This is a genomic window from Streptomyces sp. NPDC051172, from assembly GCF_040682555.1.
In the GTDB taxonomy this organism is placed as follows: Bacteria; Actinomycetota; Actinomycetes; order Streptomycetales; family Streptomycetaceae; genus Streptomyces.
Genome location: NZ_JBFBBE010000252.1, coordinates 1 through 3,933, shown reverse-complemented (window position 1 = coordinate 3,933; position 3,933 = coordinate 1). Strand labels below are relative to the sequence as shown.

Below are 3,933 nucleotides of genomic sequence, written 5' to 3'. Positions count from 1 at the left end.
CGCCGCTGTCACCGTCGCGAACGCGGTTCCGACAGCGGACCTGCTCAATGACCACACGAAGTCATCCGCACACGGCCTCTGCGGACACAAGGCACAGCTGGGCGACCCGGATGCTGCGGGCCAGGGTTCCCATCGAGGTCGTGGCCGAGCTCTTGGGGCACTCGTCGTCGCAGGTGACGGAACAGATCTATGCGCATCTGACAGTGGAGGATCATCGGGAGGTCCTTGTCTCTGCAGGGGTGCTGAGGAACGGGAGCGTGGAGGCGTGAGCACGCTGGAGCGCGTCCAGCCGCAGGCCGGTGGTCTGCTGGAGCGGCTGATGGAGGTCGTGCGTCCGGAGTTCCGGGGCGAGGAGTTCTATCCGCCGCGTGACAGCCGAGTGTTCTTCCAGGGCGAGTGCCGCATCCCGTCGTGCGAGCGGATGCTGAGCTATTCGGTCAAGCAGCTGTGCACCGCGCACTACCAACGGTGGGTGCAGGCTGGCCGCCCCGTTTTCGAAGCGTGGGTGCCGAGCGAGGACGCCTACCACCGGCACCACCGTGTGATCCGGGGCTGCGCGGTGACGGGCTGCCGCCGCTCCATGAACGGGTGCTCACCGCGGATCTGCACCCGGCACACCGAGCTGTGGCAGGCGGCTGGGGCGCCGGACCTGAACGCATGGCTGACCACCGCGCGCTACGAGCCGACGCCGCACGGTGAGCGGGACTGTGTGCTGCCCGACTGCCCGTGGTGGACAACGGGCCCCGGGTCGGTGTTGTGCCGGCGGCACTACATCCGCTGGCGCAACAACGGCCATCCCGAGGTGGCGGACGACCAGTTGATCGAGTGGTTCGGCCGACTGGAGCTGCGGCGCGACCCCTACATCCGGTTTCACGACCTGGGGCGCCAGGTCCGCCTGGAGGTGCAGTTCGGGCTGCAGCGCCGGGCCGACATCGGGGACCGCCACACGGCCCCGCGCACGGTGACACGCGCGCTGAGCTGGGTTCGCGATTCGGGAGTGCACAGTCTGATGGACTGGGACGAGGCGCGGTGGCTGGAGTTCTGCCGCGTCGCGCGCAAGGGCTATCAGTCACTGTCCTACGCCTTCATCCGCGACACCCGCTTCGAGCTGCAGCGGCTGCTGATCGCCGACGATCCGTGGGCCGACCAGTTCCCGCGTGACAGCTGGGATCTGCGGCTGCTCGACCTGGCGAACGAGGACTGCTGCCGCCTGCACTTCGGCGGCATTCCCCAGTCATGGCTGCGGGATCTGACCAAGCGGTGGGCCCGCTGGAGGCTGACCCGCGGCAGCAACCCGGCCGGACTGACCTTGAGCGTCCAGGCCATCACCCGCCTGGCCTGCCACTTCGCTGATGTCGACGGCGTCCACGCCGGACCGGATGCGCTCAACCGGGCCCGCCTCGAGACCTGGCTGGCCGCCCTGCAGACCGACGGTCACAGCGAGGCCTTCCGCTCGCGCACCGTCAGCTGCGTCGGTGTCTTCCTGCGCGACGTCCACCGGTACGAGTGGCAGCCCGACCTGGCCCGCAGCGCGTTCATCTACGACGACGCGCCCAAGCCGCGCGGGCTGAAGCCGCGGTTCATCCCCGAGTACCTGATGCGGCAGCTGGAGGCGCCCGAGGCCGTCACCCAGTTTCCGTCCGACGACGGGCGGGTGCTGCTGAAGATCCTCATGGCCTGCGGCCTGCGCACCAAGGACGCCCGCTGGCTGCCCTTCGACTGCATCGTCCGGGACGCCGAGAACAACCCCTACCTGGCCTGGCTGAACCGCAAGATCCACGACCGCCCGGCGTTCTTCCCGCTGAGCGAGGACCTCGCGGCTGAGATCAGCCGTCAGCAGCAGGTCGTCCTCCACCGCTTTCCGCAGGGCTGCAAATGGCTGTTCCCCGCCGCGCTGAAGAACGTCGACGGCAGCAAGCCGGTCAGCGACCGCCGCATGCGCGACCACCTGGCGATCTGGCTGGAACGGCTCAGCCTCACCGACGAACACGGCCGCCCGGTGAAGGTGACCTTCCATCAGTTCCGGCACACCCTGGCCACCCGCTTGATCAACGCCGATGTTCCCCAGCCCGTGATCCAGACCCTGCTCGATCACATGTCGCCGGCCATGACCGCTGTCTACGCCAAGCTCCACGACAAGACACTGCGGCGGCACTGGGAGAACGCCCTCAAGGTCAACCACGAGGGACGGAAGGCCGAGATCGCCGCCGCCCACCCGCTCGCCGGGGCGGCCTGGGCGAAGATGAGCCTGGTCCGCGCGAAAGTGACGCTGCCCAACGGCTACTGCGGAGCCCCCGTGCAAACCGACTGCGAGTACGCCAACCCCTGCCTGGACTGCCGGTTCTTCATCACCACCGGCGACTTCCTCCAGCAGCACCGCCAGCAGCGGCAGGAGACCAACGAACTCATCACCCAGGCCGAGGACGCCGGGCTCGCCCGGGTCGCGGAGAAGAACCGCCGCACTCTCGGCAAACTCGACACGATCATCAGCGCACTGGAAGGGGCCGCCGAGAACCAGATCGTCGTCGGCGGCCAGGCGGAGGACGTCGATGCCGCCGGCTGACAACACCGCCGCATTGGCCGAGGCCACCCGACGCCGCAGCCACCGCGCCCGAACCAACGCTGAGAAAGCCATCTCAGCGGCCCAGCGCACCGGCAGTCACACCAGCTTCGCGGCGATCGCAAAGGAAGCGGGGGTTTCAAGGTCCTGGCTCTACACGCAACAAGATCTCGTCACGGCCATCCGACAGTTGCAAAGCCGCCAGCCCTCCAGCCAGCGGACCGGCTCGCAGCCCGCCTCAGTCGCATCCATCCAGCGACGCCTGGACGTCGCGCTCGCGCGAATCAAGCAGCTACGGACTGAAAACAGCGACCTCGCCAGCGGCCTGGAAGCGGCGTACGGGGAGATCCGCAGGCTGCGCAGCCTCTCCCACTCCAGCGGTTTCGAGTCTGGGAAGCTCTAGGATCACCGCCCGCGGTGAGAGGAAGTCTGGAAGGTTGAGTGCGACACCCGCCCGTCGCACTCAACTTCCCTCCGCACTTGGCCCTGCCGTGGCGCAGGGTGCCTACAGGGGGTGGGTAACGGTAACGGTGTGGGGGGTGAAGCCGTGTCGGGCGTAGAAGCGGCGGGCGCGCTCGTTCGCGGTGTAAGCGGTGACTTCGGCCTGATCGGCGTGCTGCGCCTTGGCCCATGCGAGGAACTGGTGGACGAGTTGCCCGCCAGTACCGTTACCGCGGTGTTCCGGATGTACCCACATGGCCGTGAGGGTGGCGGTGGTGATGGTGGTCATCGGAGTGGGTTCCGAGACGGCGCCCGTCAGGTAGCCGACGACCCCTTCGTTCGGGGTGACCGCGGCGAGGATGAGTCGAGCGGGGTCGCTGAGGCCTGAGGCGAAGCGGTCGGCGCCGTGTTCGCGCGGCCAGTTGGTGTTGATGGCCGAATCATGCCTTCCTGCATCTTCCGCGAATAGCGCGCTGGAGCACTCCACGAGGCCCGGAATGTCGTTTTCTATGGCGCTTCGGACCATTGTCGGGCCAGTCTGCTCTGTCGTCATAATGCGAGCCTATCGTGCAATTCTCCACTCTCTAGCGCGAGGGGCCGTCAGAAGTAATTCAGACGAAACTTTTTGGCCAAAGATCGAGGATCACTAGCAAACGTGGTCTTCTTCACAGCCACCACCCTCTGTCTCGGCGTTGATCTTGGGTGTTATCTTCACCAGGTCAGCGCCCGGGGCCGCCGCTTGACAGCGGCACTCCTGGCGGGAGATTCGCATTTTGAGGAGTACTCAAATGGTTAAGTCCTACAGCGAGCGTGACACCCTGTCGACCCGCGTCGCGGCCCAACGTCGCTTCCTTGCCGGGTGATCCTTTAGGATCCGGGGCTTGTGGCTCGTGATCATGTGGTGGGGGATGGCTTCCCGGAGCGGATACGGA

Annotated in this window: 4 protein-coding genes; 3 read left to right on the top strand and 1 reads right to left on the bottom strand. The window is 67.0% G+C overall.

Annotation, left to right across the window (positions count from 1 at the left end; genetic code table 11):
* Positions 1–47: 47 nt before the first annotated feature.
* Genes AB0N07_RS49870 through AB0N07_RS49860 form a run of 3 tightly spaced genes read left to right on the top strand, consistent with a single transcriptional unit; the run spans position 48 to position 2,963 of the window.
* Positions 48–269 carry a tyrosine-type recombinase/integrase gene (locus tag AB0N07_RS49870; protein WP_365847493.1) on the top strand — a complete coding sequence of 74 codons (222 nt, stop codon included), beginning with the start codon at positions 48–50 and terminating at the stop codon, positions 267–269.
* Positions 266–2,563, top strand: coding sequence for a tyrosine-type recombinase/integrase (locus AB0N07_RS49865; RefSeq protein ID WP_365847491.1), 2,298 nt, complete (start codon positions 266–268; stop codon positions 2,561–2,563). The genes AB0N07_RS49870 and AB0N07_RS49865 overlap by 4 nt, the downstream gene beginning before the upstream one ends.
* Positions 2,550–2,963, top strand: coding sequence for a DUF6262 family protein (locus AB0N07_RS49860; protein ID WP_365847489.1), 414 nt, complete (start codon positions 2,550–2,552; stop codon positions 2,961–2,963). The genes AB0N07_RS49865 and AB0N07_RS49860 overlap by 14 nt, the downstream gene beginning before the upstream one ends.
* A gap of 102 nt (positions 2,964–3,065) precedes the next feature.
* On the opposite strand, the gene AB0N07_RS49855 is transcribed toward AB0N07_RS49860, so the two are convergent.
* Complete coding sequence (locus AB0N07_RS49855) at positions 3,066–3,554, bottom strand: GNAT family N-acetyltransferase (RefSeq protein WP_365847487.1); 489 nt, start codon at positions 3,552–3,554, stop codon at positions 3,066–3,068.
* Positions 3,555–3,933: the final 379 nt, after the last annotated feature.

Coding starts and splice junctions, on each gene's coding strand:
- AB0N07_RS49870 (WP_365847493.1), top strand. CDS start 48: ATGACCACACGAAGTCATCCGCACACGGCCTCTGCGGACACAAGGCAC.
- AB0N07_RS49860 (WP_365847489.1), top strand. CDS start 2,550: ATGCCGCCGGCTGACAACACCGCCGCATTGGCCGAGGCCACCCGACGC.
- AB0N07_RS49855 (WP_365847487.1), bottom strand. CDS start 3,554: ATGACGACAGAGCAGACTGGCCCGACAATGGTCCGAAGCGCCATAGAA.